This is a genomic window from Ochrobactrum sp. WV_118_8 (assembly GCF_039631535.1).
Classification (GTDB): domain Bacteria; phylum Pseudomonadota; class Alphaproteobacteria; order Rhizobiales; family Rhizobiaceae; genus Brucella; species Brucella anthropi.
This window is the reverse complement of the sequence record NZ_JBDIUZ010000002.1, coordinates 382810-399225: the sequence shown is the minus strand read 5'-3', so window position 1 is coordinate 399225 and position 16416 is coordinate 382810. Positions and strand designations below refer to the sequence as shown.

Here is a 16416-nt window from a genome sequence, read left to right as displayed (position 1 = left end):
ACGAAGAACCGGCGGGAGACGCGATCAGTGGAGGAAACGTAATGACCGATAAAAAACCTGACGGTCCGGTACTTTTGTCGGGCGGCAATCCCCAGATTGCAAAAGGGGAAGGGGATGCGCCGGTTCAGGCCTATATCGCTGCCATGCCGGGATGGAAAAGCGAAGCAGGTCGCCGCCTGGATGCTCTCATCGTGCGTACCGTTCCCGATGTGCATAAAGCGGTCAAATGGAATTCCCCCTTCTACGGAATGAAGGGAGAGGGGTGGTTCCTCAGCTATCATTGTTTCGACAAATATATAAAGGTGGCATTCTTTCGCGGCGCAAAGCTGAAGCCGATGCCGCCGGTTGAATCCAAGAGCCAGGATACGCGCTATTTCCACATTCATGAGCACGACGATGTGGATGAAGCCCAGCTGACGGACTGGATCAGGCAGGCAAGCCAGCTACCGGGCGAGAAAATGTAGGTTGGAGCACAGATCGAAAGACGCTCTGGGAGGGGTTTCATGACAGATGATAATGACGCTTCAAAGCTTATTGACGGGCGGATTGTCGAGCTCGATGACTGGCGCGGCGAGACGCTCGCCCGAATGCGGGCGCTCATAAAGAAGGCCGATCCCGACGTGATCGAGGAATGGAAATGGCGTGGCGTGCCGGTATGGTCGCATGACGGCATCATCTGCACCGGCGAGACTTACAAGAAGGTCGTGAAGCTGACTTTTGCCAATGGCGCAGCGCTGAACGATCCCGCCCGCATCTTTAATTCCAGTCTTGAAGGCAATACGCGCCGCGCGCTGGACATAAGCGAAGGTGAAGAGGTCAACGAACATGCCTTCATCGCACTCGTTCAAGCTGCCATAGCGCATAATACAGCCAAGCGGGCGCAGCGAAAAACCAAACGCAGCTGATTGCCCCCCTAATTTGCGAGAATTTTTGTGAAATCCGTCGGTTTGCGGCGGATTTTTTAATGCGCATTTCGATGCTCGGGTGCGTGTCTGTCGTGCAAAAGGCAGTCTCAAAGTTACGAGCACACGAAATCGCGAAGACAAAACATGTATCTATGTCTATCTTTATTTCTTATAATTGGTCATCTTGTAGAGTGTTTATTTTAGTAAATACTAATGAAAGTAACAATAATATCTATTTAATAAATTGTAATATTGTATAAGTATCGTCTCGATACAAAAATAATTGCCACTTGATCTAGGGCTTTTTTGTTGTGACGGTAAAGAGGATATTCAGATGTGTATAGCCTGTAATCCGGGTATGGTGGCGTTTCTGCGGTCCACGGCCTCAAGGCGCGATTTTCTCAAATATCTCGGCGTTGCCGCCGCGACTTCGGCCTTTGCCTGTTCTTCGCCGGGTATGGCGTTCGCGCAGCAGGCTGCAGCACCCGCGGGTGATATCGTCTTCAAGGGCGGGACAATCCTGACCATGAATGACAAGGCGCCGCGTGCCGAAGCGATTGCCATTCGCGGCAACAAGATATTGGCCGTCGGCAAGCTGGATGACGTGCAATCCGCCATCGGTTCCGGAGCGCAGGTGGTGGATCTTCAGGGCCGCACCCTGATGCCGGGCCTGATCGATCCGCATATGCATTTCGTGTTCACGGCATTCGAGGACTGGATCGATGTCAGCCCGATCACGACACCGGATTACGCGACCGTCTGGTCGAAGTTGCAGAAAGGCGTGGCTGATGCCAAGCCGGGGGAATGGGTGCGCGCGCAGCAGTTTGATGCCAGCATCACCCGCGATGCCAAAATTCCGACGATTGCCGAACTGGATGCACTTGCGCCCAACAATCCATTCTTCATGCAGGAAAGCAACGGCCATATCGCCTATGCCAACAGTGCCGCCTTCAAGGCCGCCGGTATCACCCGCGAGACGCCTGACCCGTCCGGCGCGCGCTTTGTAAAGGATGCTGATGGCAGCCTGACCGGGCGCCTGGAAGAGATGGCGGCGCAACAGGAATTCCTTGGCGTCATGCCGTCTCCGACTGCGGCGGATATGATCGGTCGCGTCCAGCGTTTTCTGGATCATGCAAGTTCTGTCGGTTGCACCATGCTGCACGATTGCGGCATCGGCATCATGGCCGGTGCGCAGGATCTCAAAATCCTCGATGCGGTTCTGGGCGAAGGCAAGGCCCCGGTGCGCTATCGTGGTATGCTCGTGTCAACGATCATGGATGAATGGGAAAAGGAGGGGATCAAACCCGGTCGCGGCAATGATCTTTTCCGCGTCGATGGCATCAAGGCGTGGGCCGATGGTTCCAATCAGGCGCAGACCGGTTATCAGCGCGAGAACTATCTGGGCACCGATGCGCGCGGCGCCCTGAACTACAGCCTTGAGCAGGTAACGGAAGTTATCCGCCGGGCGCATGAAGGCGGCTGGCAGGTTGGCGTTCACGCCAATGGCGACGCGGCAATCGACATGGTACTGGATGCTTACGAGGCCGTTCTCGGAAAGTCCTCGAACAGCGATCTTCGCCATCGCATCGAACATTGCAGCGTTTTCCACCCGGAGCAGATGGTACGTATGAAGGATATGGGGCTTTCGCCGTCCTTCCTGATCGGCCATGTGCGCTGGTGGGGCAAGGCGTTCCGTGACCGTCTTCTGGGGCCTGAGCGCGCCCGCTTCTATGATCCGTGTGCTTCCGCGCTGGCTGCGGGTCTCAAGATTTCGCTTCATTCCGACTGGAACGTGACACCGATTGAGCCGCTGCGCTATGTCGAAGATGCCGTCACCCGCGTGATGAACGAAGGTGGCGACGTGTTCTTCTCCGAAGAACGTATTCCGGTGGATGCAGCGCTGCGCGCTGTTACCATCGATGCGGCCTGGCAGTGCCATATGGAAGACCAGATCGGTTCGCTGGAAACCGGAAAGTTTGCAGACTTCGCCATTCTGGAAGAAGACCCCACCGCGCCCGATGTGAAGATCGGCAAGATCAAGGTCAGCGAAACCTGGATGGATGGCACCAGACGTTACACGGCCTGACCGCAAAATCCGGCGACAGAACGAAAACTGTCGCCGGATTGGTTCGGCTTCACAGAATATCGGCGGCGCGGTGATGTTTATCGACGCCGTCGATCAGAAACACCTCTCCTTCCGATCCTTGCCGGCGCCATTCGATAATCGCCTGATAGGCAGGCGAGGCATACCAGTTGCGTGCTGTTGCTAGATCGGGAAAAGCGATGACGATCAGATCGTCCGGTGACAGACCTTCCAGTTCATCCTTCGGTCCACCGTGAATGATGAAGTGTCCGTCGAAGGGCGCCAGAGTTCCATCGATGGCTTTCAGATAATCGACAATTCCCTGATTGACCCTGACATTGCGAAGCTGGGCGATTGCATAAGCGGTCATTTGAGGTCTCCGTTCGATCAGAATGCGGTTTGAGGGATGCGGGCGGCGCGAACTTCGAGCCAGGTAAGCACAGTCACAGCCGCGGCCTGTCCAACGAGAAAAACCCAGCCGAACAGATTGGGAAAAATCATCCCCGCAACAGGCAGGAAAAGGCTGGCTGCTACCCATGCGCCATTGCCAAGAATGACGAGGTTTACCGCCCATGCGGGAGGATTTGCGCTCCGCGACACCCAGGCCATAAAGGCCGCCACTGGCAGCAGCAGTATGCCTGCCCAGTAAAGCAACGACGCTGGAATTCCAGTCAGTTCGCCCACCGGTGCTGAGGCAGTGACAAGCGCGGCACCCATCGCTGCGCAGGTACCGGCATCGATTGCGACGATTGGCTTGAGGGCAAATATTGGGTGTGTGGTTTTCATCCTATCGACCTTTCAATTTGGCGTCCCGTTCTTCGGGCTAGCTGCATATTTGCCCTGTTGCGTTCTGGGGTCGATTACGTGAGAGGTAATTGTTGCTATGAATTTTGCGACGCATTCCAGAATGCACCTGCCAGCCATGATGGGCAGTCAAATCGTTGAAGGGATTGGACAAGCCTATGACCGAAACACAACAGACAGTCGGCTCGCTTCTCCGGGAATGGAGGCAGCGCCGCCGCTTCAGCCAGCTATCCTTGGCGGTCGAGGCCGAGATTTCGCAGCGTCATCTGAGTTTTCTTGAATCGGGGCGCTCGGTGCCGAGCCGCGACATGGTTCTGCGTCTGGTCGAACATCTGGACGTGCCGCTGCGGGCGCGCAACCGGATACTGGTTGCCGCCGGATATGCGCCCGTTCACAGCGAGCGAGGGTTGGAAGCGCCGGAATTTACCGCCGCGCGAAGCGTGATTGAAGCCCTGCTGCACGGACACAACCCGCATCCCGCCCTTGCAATCGACAGGCATTGGACCCTGCTTCTGGCTAACAAGGCGGTAGGTGTTCTCACGGAGGGTGTGGCGGAACATCTTCTGCAGGGGGAGGTGAATGCGCTTCGCCTCAGCCTGCACCCGGAAGGACTGGCCCCGCGCATCCAGAATTTTCGGCAGTGGCGCAGCCATATTCTTGCGCGTCTTGCCCGCGATGCGGACAATTCAGCCGATCCGCGACTGGCAGCACTTCTCGATGAACTGAAATCCTATCCGGTCCCCGCGCGCGCGGTGTCTTCGGGTGGGGGAACTGTCACTGATAATCCGGTGGCCATTCCGCTCAGGATCGACAGCCGTGAAGGCCCGCTGGAGTTTTTGAGCGCGACGACGGTATTCGGCACCGCCGTCGATATCACGCTGTCGGAAGTGGTCATCGAGACCTTCTTCCCCGCCAATGAGGAAACGGCAGCCGCCATGCGGCGGCTCACCGTCGAGTCGTAGTTTAAACAGCCCGCGTCAACCCGCCATCCACGCGCAGGTTCTGGCCGGTGATGTAGGCGGCGCCATCCGATGCGAGGAAGGCGATCGTCGCCGCGATTTCCTCGCTCTTGCCATAGCGCTGCAATGGAACGCTTGCCCGGCGCTCTTCCGTCTTCGGCAGGCTGTCGATCCAGCCTGGAAGAACATTGTTCATGCGAATATTGTCGGCAGCATAGGTGTCGGCGAAAATCTTGGTGAAAGAGGCGAGCCCTGCGCGGAACACCGCCGAGGTTGGGAACATGGCGCTCGGCTCGAATGCCCATGCGGTCGAGATATTGATGATGACACCAGACTTCTGCTTCTGCATCGTCGGCACGACGAGACGCGACGGGCGAACTGCATTCAGGAAATAAGTGTCCATTCCCTTGTGCCAGTCTTCATCGGTAATTTCGAGGATCGGCGCACGCGGGCCATGACCTGCGCTGTTTACCAGCACGTCGACACGGCCCCATTTTTCCAGAACAAGGTCTACGAGGCGCTTCAGATCATCATTCGACTGGTTCGAGCCGGTGACGCCGAGGCCACCCAACTCCTGTGCCAGCGCTTCGCCCTTGCCGGAGGATGAGAGGATTGCAACCTTGAAACCGTCTTGCGCAAGCCTGCGTGCGGCGGCCGCACCCATGCCGCTTCCGCCAGCCGTTACAATCGCTACTTTTTCTACTGTCATGATGCGTTCCTTTTTCCGAAATGTTGCACCAGGTCGCAACTGTCGACAACCATTATTTGACGTTATAGCGGAGAGCCATTATCGTGACGAACGAAAACGCGTAACGTTAATCAATAGAAATTCTATCGAGTTTAACTCATGAAAAGGCTTCCCTCGCTCAATGGTCTGCGTGTGTTTGAAGTCGTCACGCGACATCTGAATTTCCGGCTGGCAGCGGAAGAACTTGGCGTGACACAGGCAGCAGTGGCCCAGCAGATACGCGGGCTTGAGGCAGAGCTTGGACTGAAACTCTTTGAACGCCAACCCCGCACGCTGGTCATGACCGAACCGGCTCGTGCATATATTGCCAATGTGCGACGGGCTTTCGACCTGCTTTCGGAGGCGACCGAAATGCTGCGACCCGAGCCGCAGCACCTGACCATCAGCGTGACGCCGACCTTCGCGTCGAAGTGGCTGATCCCGCGATTGGCGGAATTTACGCACACACATCCCGATATAGAATTGCGCATTGTCGCCAGCGACAAGGTCGCCAATTTCCAGACCGATGCCGTCGATCTGGCGGTACGCTACGGCGAGCCGCCTTTCGGTCCGGGACTGAACGCGGAGCTGCTTTTCGAGCACGTGATTGTCGCCGTGGCAAGCCCGGTGCTGGTCGAAAGGCTTGATGATCCGGGGCTGCCGGAAAACCTGGAACGCTATCCGCTGCTGCACGACGCACATAATTTCTGGCCGCAATATCTGGAAAAGGCTTTTCCGGACGGCGTGTCGACATCGCCGAAGAATATCCGCTTTAACCAGACGTCACTTGCCATCGATGCGGCGATTGCCGGGCAGGGGCTGGCGCTGGCAAGCCGCTTCTTCGTGGAAAAGGAAGTTGCAGCGGGCAGCCTCGTCCAGCCAATGGCCACCGAGCTGCGGGTGGGCGCGGATTTCTATGCGGTTTCCCTGCGAAAGCCGCGTCATCCGGAATCGGTCGATGCAGTCAAAGCCTGGTTAAAAAGCGCATCCCGAAAAGTGTGAAACGGTTTTCGGACTAAGATGCGCGTTGAAACAAACTGCATCCCGAAAAGTGTGAAATGGTTTTCGGATGAGATGCGCGTCAGGTTGATGGCTCGGGCACTTCCAGCGGGGCTTTCTGGCTGCGGGTCGGTATGGTGATGCAGACAAGGCAGATGACAACCAGAAGAACACCAAACCAGCCGAGGGCGGAAAGGCGTTCGCCGACAATCACCACTGCGAAGAACGCGGCGACAACCGGTTCAAAAAGTGTGATCGTCGTCGCTACGCTGGTTTCAACGCGGCTCAACCCGTAACCGAAGCAGACATAGCCGAGGAACATCGGCACGAAGGCCATGTATAGGCCGACAGCTGCATTGTTCCACGAGGCGAGGAACGGTCCGCCGGTTGCGAGCAGAACCGGCATCAACAAAAGACCGCCTATACCGAAAGTCGCGCCCATGGCGGTTGTCGATGATATGCCGCCCTGCATCAGCTGGCGCGCGCATGAGGAATAAAGCGCATAGGTGAAGCCCGCCACCAATCCGACCAAGGCCCCCATGAGTGTGGAGCCTTCTGCAGACGAGGCATGGCCGCCGCCGTCCTCCGACATGCTGAGCAGGACCATGCCGACAATGCCGATGATCGCACCTGCCAGCCAGCGCAGCGAAGGGCGAAAGCCGCTTTGCCGATACTCAATCCCTGCCGAAAGAAGCGGGGCGGAACCGAGCGAAATGACCGTTCCGATGGTCACGCCAGCCATCCGCATGGAGCCATAGAAGGCGAGGGGATAGATCGCGACGCAGACGGCTCCCACTAACAGGACGCGCCATTGATCGGCGAGCGCCTTTCGTGAAGCGATCAGCCCGCGCCAGGCGATTGCCGCCTGCGCCAGTCCGCCAAGTCCCATGGCAGCGGCGCCGATCGCCGCCGCGCCAACCTCGGGCGCAAAGGTTGCTGCGGTGCCTGTCGTGCCCCAGATGGTGGAAGCGACGATGATGGCGGTCACTCCCAGAAGATAGCTTTTTGATGATTGCATTTTACACTGGTTTCAAAATTGTCGTGACCATGGCCTTGGCCTCGCCAAGACGCGCACTATTGCCTTCAAGGCCAGCCCGCATGATTGCTCCTTCGAGAATGAAGGAGAGCTGCACGGCGAGCTGGCGGACCCGAGGCGGATCGTCCGGGATCAAGCCGGTGAGATGTGTCACAAGCAGGCCCTCGACCTCCTCCTTGTGTTTTCTCACCGCCTTGCGGCCCGGATCGCCAGCGGGCAGTTCTGCTGCCGCATTCAGCAGCCCGCAGCCGCGAAACCCGTGTTCGTAGGCAAATTCCGCATGGTCGCGATAAGCGTCGAATATGGCCAGTATCCCATCCATCGGGCTTGCTGCCTTTTCCAGGCGCTTGTCATAGAGGCCCAACCATTCGGCATGGCGATGCTCCAGATAGGTGGCCACCAGCTCCGCCTTGGATGCGAAGTTGTTGTAGAGGCTCTGCTTTGCCACGCCCGCACGCTGGATGATCGCGTCGATCCCGGTCGCCGAAATGCCCGTATCGTAAAACAATTCCGCTGCCGCTTGCAGAAGCCGCTCGCGTGCCGGTTTTGAACTGGGTGTCGCGGGATCGCTCATCATATTTCATCCGAATAATTAGGTAGACCAGTCTACCTAATTGAAAGGTGGAGTCAATCGGGGGAGAAAAACCGTTTGGAAGTCTCACTGGAGGAGAAGTTCTGCGCCGGTTTTGGTTTTAACCCCTTGTCCCTTGGGAGAGATTCACGTATCCGCTCTATTAGGCAGATGGAACGGGAGGTCGTCCGGTGCCGCAGAGAATTTCCCCCCTGGCGCCTTTCCAATACAAAACATTTCGGGCGCTCTGGTCAGCTACATTGGTTTCCAACCTCGGCGGTCTGGTGCAGACGGTCGGTGCTGGCTGGATGATGGCAACCATCGCCCATTCGGACGATATGGTTGCACTGGTGCAGGCTTCGACAACTCTGCCCGTGATGATCTTTTCAGTTGCTGCAGGCGCTTTGGCCGATAATTTCGACCGCCGCCGCATCATGCTCACCGCGCAGGTTTTACTACTGATTGTTTCGGTTGCACTGGCGGTTTTTGCCTATCTTGGCATTCTCACACCATGGATGCTGCTCAGCTTCACATTCCTGATCGGCTGCGGCGGGGCCTTGCACAACCCGTCATGGCAGGCGTCGATGGGGGACATCGTGCCCCGCACCAATCTGCCCGCAGCTGTAGCGCTCAACAGCATGAGCTTCAATCTCATGCGCAGCATTGGTCCTGCCATCGGCGGTATCATCGTTGCGGCAGCGGGTGCTGCTTTTGCCTTCATTTTCAATGCGTTCAGCTATTGTGCGCTTATTCTGGCGCTATGGCAGTGGAAGCCGGAAACGGTCAAATCCACCCTGCCGCGCGAAACGCTGGGACCGGCCATGGTGGCAGGGCTGCGTTATGTCGCCATGTCGCCGAACCTGCTCAAGGTGATGTTCCGGGGGTTTCTGTTCGGCCTGTCCGCGATTGTCATTCTGGCGCTTTTGCCGCTCGTCGCGCGCGATCTCGTCCACGGAACCGCGCTCACCTACGGCATCATGCTGGGCTTTTTCGGGCTTGGCGCCATTGGCGGCGCCTTGCTCAGTGCCCGGCTTCGCGAACTTCTCGGCAATGAATGGTTGGTGCGCGGCGCTTTTGTGGCCTTTGCGATCAGTTGTGCCTTGCTGTCGATCAGCCGGAATATGTGGCTGAGCTGCATTTTCCTGCTGCCTGCGGGTGTTTCGTGGGTTCTGGCGCTGTCGCTGTTCAACGTCACCGTGCAGCTTTCCACGCCGCGCTGGGTGGTGGGGCGTGCTCTGGCGCTCTATCAGACGGCGACTTTCGGCGGGATGGCGGCAGGTAGCTGGCTCTGGGGCTCTGTCGCAGATGAATATGGCGTGCCAGGCGCGCTTCTGGCTGCTGCCGTGGTGCTGATGTTCGGCGCGCTGATCGGTCTGCTCCTGCCGCAGCCTGAATTTGAAGACCTCAATCTCGATCCGCTCAACCGTTTCAGCGAGCCGCAGCTTCGGCTGGATTTGCGTTCGCGCAGCGGCCCAATCATGATCATGGTCGACTATAAGATCGCACAGGAAGATGTTCCAGCCTTCCTTTCCGCCATGGCTTTGCGCCGCCGTATGCGCATCCGCGATGGTGCCCGGCAATGGGTGCTGCTGCGTGATCTGGAGAACCCGGAAACCTGGACGGAAAGTTATCACGTGCCAACCTGGGTCGAGTATGTCCGCCATAACCAGCGTCGCACCCAGGCCGATGCCGAAGTGTCGGAACGGCTCCTTTCTTTGCACAAGGGGGACAAGCCGCCGCTCGTCCATCGCATGATCGAAAGGCAGACTGTTCCGGTTCATGACGACATGCCGCTAAAGGCACATCTGGACCTGTCTTAGGGCACCGATCTGATTCAATCAGATCGGTGCCCTAAACTTTTCTTCCCAAAGCATAATCTTACCGATCCTCTTTTCACTTCGATCGGATTATGCACCAAGCGCCGATTTCAAATTAAGGCAAGTTCGGGATTTGTGTCCGTTCGGCGCTGAAGCGGCATTTCTTGGAGCAAAACCTGCTTATTTTGCATCAAATTTTGTGGCGACGGGCGGACGAAAACAAGGCGAAACAAAGGCTAGAAGCCCAGACGCTCCCGCAACGCTTTTCGATAGGATCGCGAGACGGGCCACGACTGATCGATGCCACGCATCCTGACCAGCCATTTGTCGATGGTACTTCTGTCCAAGTCCGACACATGCAGCACGTTTATGAACGTCGTGCGGTGAATGCGAAAAAAGACGCTAGCGGGAAGAATACCTGCCCATATGCCAAGCGGTCTGGAATCAAGAACGGAGGAACCATCGCCAAGCCATATCTCGCTGTAATTGCCAGCCGAGCGCACCCCGATGATTTCTTCCGGGGACACTCCGCGCATTACCCCGCGTTTGCTGACATAGATTACTGATGTCGGGTCGGGCTCTTCGTCTGACACCGCTTCCTCATCGGAGGTCGAATATTTCGCCTGTGCGATCAGGCACGCACATTGGAACATGGCCTTGATTTCTGCGCGCGACCAGTGTCTGGCTTCCACGGTCGTATCGAAACCGACGATCCCTCGCAGCCGACGCTGATGAAAAACCGGTATGCTGAGTATGCTTTGATTGCCCTGACGCAGGAATTCAGCCTGGATGGCGCGCGCGGTGCGCGGCAGCCCCCTGACATCGTGGACGGCGACGGCCTGTCCTTCGGTCAGATAGCGGTGCAGCCAGCCAATCAGCGTGGTTGGGGTTTCCTGAAGTTCGGAAATATAGGCGGTTGTATCGCCTTTGCACCATTCATGCGTGTTACAAAACCGCAGAAGATCGGGCGAATACTCAATCATCCAGGCGCGATCAGCCCGCGATGCATTGCCCACGAAGGCGAGAAACTCCGAAATCGCGTTCTCGAAGGGCTCTCGGAGCAGGTGCAGTGCGCAAACATAGGGCCAGTCGAGTGCAGGTGCGTCCGAGCACTCCTTTTCAGAATAAATCCGGTAGGCCCCAACTGCGCTGTCCAAGCTGCCTCCCAAAATGTTGCGTTATGGAAATCGGTCGTCCTTTAATAGTAAGACAGTATATTGAATATAGTTTTTCGCTATTTGCAATGGAAATCATGCTGTGGCTGCAACCATTGTGCCGGTTGATTTACCTATCAGAGTGTAGAATTATCTGGAATGGGGCGGCATAATGGGCATGAAACGGCCAAAAGCCCCGGAAAGCCTCGGTATGTGTGGTGATAGCATAATCATACCGAGGCTGCGCATTTGCCTGATTCCGCCGAAGCGGTGCGCTGGATCAGATTAGTGATCATTGCGACAGAAAGAAGTCTTACTTCATGGCCTGATGTAATGCCTGTGGATCAATTAATTTGTATGCAAATTATTTCCATATCGCAGGCATTTTATTTCAAATACTTCGCGCGGCCATGCCCTCGATTTCGACCTTCAGCTCGGGCCGTGCCAGTCCGGCGACATAAACGAGCGTGGTCGGTGGAAGGCTGTCACCCAGCAACTCAGCGCGGATTTTTTTGGCGCGTTCCGGGTCGAGCCGGTCCACGAGGAAGATGTTCAGCTTCACCAGACTGGTCGGTGTGAGGCCCTGACTGTCGAGGATGCCGACAATGTTGCGCAGAGCCAGCTCATATTGCTTTTCCGGCTCTTCGGGAACTGTACGGCTCAAGTCCATGCCGACCTGGCCTGCAATAACCAGAAGTTCCGTGCCGGACGGAATGACTGCCAGATGTGAATAGGCCGCTATAGGCGGTGCGACATTGTCAGGGTTTAAAATCCGAACGGAATTCTTTGTTTCGTCTGGCAAGGTCGCCTCTATCTTTGGAGAGCATTCAGGCCTGAAACGGGTCCGGGCCTGACATAGAAATCAACCGATATCTTCGACCTGATCGAGATACTGACCATATCCCTCCGCTTCCATCCGGTCTTTTGGAACGAAACGGAGTGAGGCCGAATTGATGCAATAGCGAAGGCCGCCGCGATCAACCGGCCCATCCGGGAAGACATGGCCCAGATGACTGTCGCCATGTGCCGAGCGCACTTCGGTCCGTACCATGCCATGCGAGATATCGTTCAGTTCGGCAACATTGGCGGGTTCGATCGGCTTGGTGAAGCTGGGCCATCCGCAATGGGACTCATATTTGTCGGCTGAGGCGAAGAGCGGCTCGCCCGAAACGATATCGACGTAAATTCCCGGCTCTTTGTTGTAGAGATATTCACCGGTCCCGGGGCGCTCGGTGCCGCTTTCCTGCGTGACGCGATATTGCTCCGGCGTGAGCTTCGCAATCGCTTCGGGGTTCTTGCTGTAGGTCATGATATGCGCTCCCTTGATATGTGCCCTGAATCTAGGACGAAGGGAGCAACTATTCCAGCCCGTCGCAAGTGACGAACTGTTGAAGAACGAAGGTTGCGTGCGTAGAAGATTTTCTTCACACGCAACAAACGCTTCAATTGCAGAGTTCAGTCAACTGCGATCATCACGTCGGATGCCTTCACCACGGCATAAGCGGCGGCGCCAGCTTTCAGGCCAAGCTCGTCGACAGCCTCATTGGTGATGGACGAGGTAACGATCACACCATTGCCGATATCGATCCGGACATGGGATGTGGTTGCCCCTTTGGTGACTTCGACGATTGTTCCCTTTAGTCGATTGCGGGCGCTTATCCTCATTGTGCAGTCCTTTCGAAGGTTGATTTCGATCGCTGAATATAGAGTGACTTCACATATTTGGAACAGAAAAACCCCCGCCGGAGCGAGGGTTCTGTTTCAATAATTTCGCGAAGATGAACCTTATTTGGCAGTGACTACTCGCTCTGCAGGAGCGGCCTTGCGGGCACCTGCGAGAAGCAGAACAGCGATGCCGCAAAGGGCCGCAAGCGTGTAGAAACCAGCATCATGATTGCCCACTGCGACATCGGCCCAATTCTTGATTTGCGGCGCGAAGAATGCACCGAGATTACCGATGGAAACAATGAAAGCGATGCCGCTGGCCGCGCCGATCCCGCCCAGATAACGGGTAGGCAGGCTCCAGAATACAGGTTGCGAAGCTGTGAGGCCCGGCACGGCAATGCAGGCCGCAAGAAGCATCAGCCATGGGTTGCCGGTGAGCCCGATGACGGCGAGCGCCACTGTTCCAGCGATGACCATGCCCATGCAGACAAGCCGATGCTGGTTGGTCTGGTCGGCCAGAACCGTGAAATAACGGGTTGCGATGACCGAGCAAAGCCAGGGAAGGGCGAGAAGCGAGCCGATAAGAAGATTCATCTGCCCATTCGATGCTGCCTGTGCGAAGCGCGATGGGAAATAGAAGGTCAAAGGCGCGGTGCCGATCTGCAGAAAGAAGTAGATGCCAATGAAAGCCCAGACGCGGCGGTCTTTCAGTACCGACATGGCTGAATGCTGGGCCTGTGTTTCTTTTGCGGCTTCTTCCGCGGCGATAACCCGTGTGAGGGCATCGCGCTCCTCGACCGAGAGCCAGCGCGCTTTTTCGGGGCGATCCGTCAGGTAGAAAAGGGCGATGATCCCGACCAGTGATGCGCCAAGCCCTTCGACCACGAACATCCATTGCCAGTTGGTGAGGCCAAAAATACCGTGATGGGTCAGCAACCAGCCGGAAAGCGGGCTTCCCAGGACGAGCGCCAGCGGAACGCCAAGATAGAAGATACCGGTCGCGCGTGCGCGCTGCTTCGCGGGGAACCAATAGGTCAGATAAAGCAGGACGCCCGGATAGAAACCGGCCTCGCAAACGCCGAGCAGAAAACGCAGCGTGTAGAAGACGCCTTCCGTATGAGCGAACATCATGGCGGCGGAGACGATACCCCACGAAATCATGATCCGGCTCAGCCAGAGGCGTGCGCCGACCTTGTGCATGATGATGTTGCTGGGAACTTCAAAAAGCGCATATCCGATAAAGAATATGCCGGCTCCGAATGCATAGGCAGCGTCACTTAAGCCCGTGTCAGCCTGAAACTCGGACTTGGCGAAACCGATATTGGCGCGGTCCAGAAAGGCCAGGATCAGCATGATTGCCAGAAATGGCAGAAGTCGCTTTGTCGCCTTGCCAACGGCGGAATCGACGAGATTGTCTTGCATCGTTGAGCCTCCTCCTCAATGCTGCCCCTCCGGGCACGATGGTGAAGCGGAAACTAGTCACAATTCTCTGATAAATATATAGCGCATATATGAATATATGGCGACGTATTTGAGGCTTTACCGATATATCCGGTGCGATGACAGCCACTTTAATCTTTGGTTCTATATGTAGGTTGAGGTATAATTTATATATGAATAATATTTTTAGTATGCGAGTTTTGATGACTTATCAACGATAGTTTCCTGCTGGAATAATCCGTGATTTTGCGTGTCGCTCACCGGCTGATCCGTACGCGCGGGAAAATTTCCATGGTCAGATAGTGCTCATCGAAGCTTGAAATATGGACGAGAGCTGACCGGTTCAGAAATTCGACCTCATTGTTGCGGAAGACGAGAAGATCGTCCTCACGAAGTTCACGCAGCATCCGGTTGATATGGATCGGCGTAAGCCCCAGCGCATCGGCCAGCTCGCTTTGTGTCAGCGGACAGAAAAAGCTGTTTTCATCGCCCGTTCCGTTGATCCGCGCCCTGTGCCCCAGTTCGAGCAGGAGATGTGCGATACGCACAAGTGCACTTCGGCGGCCTATGCTGATGAGATGCTCAATCAGAATGGCACGCTGACGCGCCATCAGTTCCATGAATGTCATGGCAAGACGAGGGGAGTTGAGAAGGCTTTCGGTGAGATGATCCAGGGAGATTTCGAGGACAGAAAGCTCGGTAACCGAAATCAGGGTATAATAGTTGAAGCCGAGCCCGGTTCGGAAACCCAGAAAATCACCTTTCATGGGAAAGTCCAGAATCTGGCGATCACCATCGGGAAGATCGCGATAGATGCAGCCCCAACCACTCTTTATTATGTGAACCGAATTGGCCCAGTCTCCCTGGCTGCTCACCACGGTGTGCGGGGCATAGTTTTTTGAGGATATGGGCAGGGCGCTAAGAACGCTCAGGTCACTTTCATTGAAAACCGCACTGATAGGCGCGCTTTCCAGAAAATGGCGCAGCGTTTTTGCTTCGTCGGCATTTACCACCATAGAGCCTACCTGCCGTTTCGCCCAGCATGAGTGCATATAAGTTTTAAGTCGAGCGCCCCCCACGGTTCGTTTCCCCCGGCTCTTCCAAGGAGGCCAGGTATCTAAAGAGTTTCAGCGAGGCCATTTGTTTTGGCAAGGTAGTAATTTCTACCACTAATTGGGTATATATCCGCGCTTTGTCTAAACCATATTTTGCCGAAACCCTTAATCTAGGTTAATGACACTCAAAGAATTTTCAGGCAGTCTTTTCATCAAAATAAGAACAAAAACAAGAATTGCTTCCGGGGTTTTGTCTAGATCTCAAGAAGAAAAATAAAACAGGTAACCGATGCGCTTCCGTGATTGTGATGTGCAAACAATGGTGTCGTGCGCATAAGTCGGATTAGAGGGCGAACAGATGAACATTTCTCCACAATTCAGTAGCAGGACGAGTGAATTAAAGAATAATGGCTTTGGGGCGTCAAAAGATAGTTCTTTTAAACCTGAACAGCCTAACGACAGCATGTTGCCGCTACTGGTCATCATAGACAACCGTGCGTTGGATCGCGAATGCCTCGCACATGGATTGACAAACCACAGCATCGAAATGTCGATCGCCACATTCAGCTCGTTCGAGCAGTGGCAACATCAGCGCAAGGGCCGCACCGCAGGTGCAGTGCTCTTCAACATCGGTGGCCAGAAGGTTTCGGACCCGGCTGTCGGAAATTATCTCAATCGCATTGTTACTGACTGCGCTCCGGCACCGGTCATTCTTCTGGCCGACAAGGAAGAAATCTCGCAGGTTCTCAAAGCGCTCGACCATGGCGTGAAGGGGTATATTCCAACATCGGTGAATGTGAATGTCTGCGTTGAAGCATTGCGGCTTGCCATGGCGGGCGGAACCTTTGTTCCAGCCAGCAGTGTGCTCGCCCTGCGTCACGCCACCGATCCGAACTCACAGCGGCTGCAACCTCTCGGCGGAATGTTCACCCAGCGTCAGGCCGAAGTGGTCAATGCGCTGCGCCGGGGCAAGGCGAACAAGATCATCGCCTATGAGCTGAAGCTGCGGGAAAGCACGGTCAAGGTTCATATCCGCAACATCATGAAGAAGCTGAAGGCGTCCAACCGTACCGAAGTGGCTTGCATCATCAACGAGCTGTTCCCGTCGGAAACATCATTTTCCGACTTGCAGTAGGGCGCAACTGGCGGCAGCGAAGCCGCCCGGCCGACGGATAGAATTGTTCCGTGAAGGAGACTTTTG

The 16416-nt window shown here is 55.9% G+C and carries 18 protein-coding genes; 7 read left to right on the top strand and 11 right to left on the bottom strand.

The annotated features are described in order from the left end of the window. The first annotated feature begins 41 nt into the window (after positions 1 to 41). The 3 genes from ABDF71_RS15970 to ABDF71_RS15960 all read left to right on the top strand — a co-directional run bounded on the left by ABDF71_RS15970 (position 42) and on the right by ABDF71_RS15960 (position 2991). On the top strand, positions 42 to 464 hold the full coding sequence (locus ABDF71_RS15970) for a DUF1801 domain-containing protein (protein WP_012092783.1): 423 nt from the start codon (positions 42 to 44) through the stop codon (positions 462 to 464). A gap of 39 nt (positions 465 to 503) precedes the next feature. Then, positions 504 to 905, top strand: coding sequence for a DUF1801 domain-containing protein (locus tag ABDF71_RS15965; RefSeq protein ID WP_258124391.1), 402 nt, complete (start codon positions 504 to 506; stop codon positions 903 to 905). Between the two features lie 334 nt (positions 906 to 1239). Next, on the top strand, positions 1240 to 2991 hold the full coding sequence (locus ABDF71_RS15960; protein ID WP_258124390.1) for an amidohydrolase: 1752 nt from the start codon (positions 1240 to 1242) through the stop codon (positions 2989 to 2991). A 49-nt stretch (positions 2992 to 3040) separates the two neighbouring features. On the opposite strand, the gene ABDF71_RS15955 is transcribed toward ABDF71_RS15960, so the two are convergent. Both ABDF71_RS15955 and ABDF71_RS15950 read right to left on the bottom strand, forming a co-directional pair. Continuing rightward, positions 3041 to 3358, bottom strand: a complete 318-nt coding sequence (locus tag ABDF71_RS15955; RefSeq protein ID WP_010658552.1) for a DUF1330 domain-containing protein — start codon at positions 3356 to 3358, stop codon at positions 3041 to 3043. Positions 3359 to 3375: 17 nt separating this feature from the next. Next, on the bottom strand, positions 3376 to 3774 hold the full coding sequence (locus tag ABDF71_RS15950) for a hypothetical protein (RefSeq protein ID WP_258124389.1): 399 nt from the start codon (positions 3772 to 3774) through the stop codon (positions 3376 to 3378). Between the two features lie 176 nt (positions 3775 to 3950). Between ABDF71_RS15950 and ABDF71_RS15945 the strand changes: the two genes are divergently transcribed. Further along, positions 3951 to 4754 (top strand): helix-turn-helix domain-containing protein, encoded by an 804-nt coding sequence (locus ABDF71_RS15945; RefSeq protein ID WP_258124388.1) that lies wholly within the window; start codon positions 3951 to 3953, stop codon positions 4752 to 4754. A 1-nt stretch (position 4755) separates the two neighbouring features. Here the strand turns inward: ABDF71_RS15945 and ABDF71_RS15940 are convergent, their stop codons facing one another. Further along, the gene (locus tag ABDF71_RS15940; RefSeq protein WP_010658555.1) at positions 4756 to 5460 is read right to left on the bottom strand and encodes an SDR family oxidoreductase; all 705 of its coding nucleotides are present in this window, start codon (positions 5458 to 5460) and stop codon (positions 4756 to 4758) included. 138 nt (positions 5461 to 5598) lie between these two features. Between ABDF71_RS15940 and ABDF71_RS15935 the strand changes: the two genes are divergently transcribed. Then, entirely contained in the window at positions 5599 to 6480 is an 882-nt protein-coding gene (locus tag ABDF71_RS15935; RefSeq protein ID WP_029927730.1) for a LysR substrate-binding domain-containing protein, read from the top strand. 79 nt (positions 6481 to 6559) lie between these two features. Here the strand turns inward: ABDF71_RS15935 and ABDF71_RS15930 are convergent, their stop codons facing one another. Continuing rightward, complete coding sequence (locus ABDF71_RS15930) at positions 6560 to 7495, bottom strand: DMT family transporter (RefSeq protein WP_258124387.1); 936 nt, start codon at positions 7493 to 7495, stop codon at positions 6560 to 6562. A 1-nt stretch (position 7496) separates the two neighbouring features. Next, the gene (locus tag ABDF71_RS15925; protein WP_125302392.1) at positions 7497 to 8087 is read right to left on the bottom strand and encodes a TetR/AcrR family transcriptional regulator; all 591 of its coding nucleotides are present in this window, start codon (positions 8085 to 8087) and stop codon (positions 7497 to 7499) included. Positions 8088 to 8275: 188 nt separating this feature from the next. On the opposite strand from ABDF71_RS15925, the gene ABDF71_RS15920 reads away from it, so the two are divergent. Beyond that, positions 8276 to 9904 carry an MFS transporter gene (locus ABDF71_RS15920; RefSeq protein WP_010658559.1) on the top strand — a complete coding sequence of 543 codons (1629 nt, stop codon included), beginning with the start codon at positions 8276 to 8278 and terminating at the stop codon, positions 9902 to 9904. A gap of 233 nt (positions 9905 to 10137) precedes the next feature. On the opposite strand, the gene ABDF71_RS15915 is transcribed toward ABDF71_RS15920, so the two are convergent. The 6 genes from ABDF71_RS15915 to ABDF71_RS15890 all read right to left on the bottom strand — a co-directional run bounded on the left by ABDF71_RS15915 (position 10138) and on the right by ABDF71_RS15890 (position 15176). Further along, positions 10138 to 11058: a LytTR family transcriptional regulator DNA-binding domain-containing protein gene (locus tag ABDF71_RS15915; protein ID WP_010658560.1), complete on the bottom strand. Its 921-nt coding sequence runs from the start codon at positions 11056 to 11058 to the stop codon at positions 10138 to 10140. 388 nt (positions 11059 to 11446) lie between these two features. Next, positions 11447 to 11857, bottom strand: coding sequence for a RidA family protein (locus ABDF71_RS15910; RefSeq protein ID WP_258124386.1), 411 nt, complete (start codon positions 11855 to 11857; stop codon positions 11447 to 11449). Positions 11858 to 11917: 60 nt separating this feature from the next. After that, a complete protein-coding gene (gene msrB / locus ABDF71_RS15905; protein ID WP_010658562.1) occupies positions 11918 to 12364 on the bottom strand; it encodes a peptide-methionine (R)-S-oxide reductase MsrB in 447 nt (148 codons plus the stop codon). A 146-nt stretch (positions 12365 to 12510) separates the two neighbouring features. Further along, positions 12511 to 12720, bottom strand: a complete 210-nt coding sequence (locus ABDF71_RS15900) for a TOBE domain-containing protein (protein WP_010658563.1) — start codon at positions 12718 to 12720, stop codon at positions 12511 to 12513. Positions 12721 to 12840: 120 nt separating this feature from the next. Next, on the bottom strand, positions 12841 to 14142 hold the full coding sequence (locus ABDF71_RS15895) for an MFS transporter (protein ID WP_029927720.1): 1302 nt from the start codon (positions 14140 to 14142) through the stop codon (positions 12841 to 12843). A 275-nt stretch (positions 14143 to 14417) separates the two neighbouring features. After that, on the bottom strand, positions 14418 to 15176 hold the full coding sequence (locus ABDF71_RS15890; RefSeq protein ID WP_010658565.1) for a Crp/Fnr family transcriptional regulator: 759 nt from the start codon (positions 15174 to 15176) through the stop codon (positions 14418 to 14420). A 397-nt stretch (positions 15177 to 15573) separates the two neighbouring features. On the opposite strand from ABDF71_RS15890, the gene ABDF71_RS15885 reads away from it, so the two are divergent. After that, entirely contained in the window at positions 15574 to 16350 is a 777-nt protein-coding gene (locus tag ABDF71_RS15885) for a response regulator transcription factor (RefSeq protein WP_012092799.1), read from the top strand. Positions 16351 to 16416 lie beyond the last annotated feature (66 nt).